The sequence below is a fragment of the Bartonella sp. MR168JLCBS genome, from assembly GCF_042194175.1.
The window spans coordinates 324-1,155 of record NZ_JBHIMP010000130.1; the positions used below are offsets into that span (position 1 = coordinate 324).

Sequence of the window (832 nt, forward strand, 5' to 3'; positions counted from 1 at the left end):
TTGGATGTTCTCCCCGGTACATTGTTTCTGAACTTGATCGTTTTATTATTGGCCAAAATGATGCCAAACGTTCTGTGGCTATTGCACTGCGGAATCGATGGCGTCGACAACAACTTGATGGTCCGATGCGTGAAGAGGTTATGCCCAAAAATATTTTGATGATAGGACCAACAGGTGTTGGTAAAACAGGTATAGCGCGTCGATTAGCAAAACTTGCTGGAGCACCTTTCGTTAAAGTAGAAGCGACTAAATTTACTGAAGTTGGTTACGTGGGGCGTGATGTTGAGCAAATTATTCGTGATCTTGTTGAGATTGCCATTTCTCTTGTGCGTGAAAAAAAACGGGATGAAGTAAAAGTAAAGGCTCACATTAATGCTGAAGAGCGTGTTTTAGATGCTCTTGTTGGTAAAACAGCAAGCCCCGCTACCCGTGATAGTTTTCGCAAAAAATTGCGTGAAGGTGAACTGGATGAGAAAGAGATTGAGATTGAAGTAGCTGATAATAACAGCAATAGCGCTTCGACCTTTGATATTCCTGGTATGCCTGGTGCACAAATGGGAATTATGAATTTGTCAGAAATTTTTGGCAAAATGGGAAGTCGTATAAAAGTTCGCAAAACGACAGTAAAGGATTCTTTTAAGCCACTTATTGATGATGAATCTGAAAAACTTCTTGATCAAGATCAAATTATTCAAGAAGCACTTCGTGTTGCTGAAAATGATGGGATCGTTTTTATCGATGAGATTGATAAAATTGCAACCCGAGATGGTGCGGTAAGTGCTGCTGTTTCACGTGAGGGAGTTCAACGGGATCTTTTGCCTTTGGTGGAAGG

Annotated in this window: 1 protein-coding gene; it reads left to right on the forward strand. The window is 41.0% G+C overall.

Annotated features, from left to right (window positions below):
* Positions 1-832 (forward strand): AAA family ATPase (locus ACFIK8_RS09755; protein WP_375669308.1); only part of this gene is annotated, 832 nt, incomplete at both ends.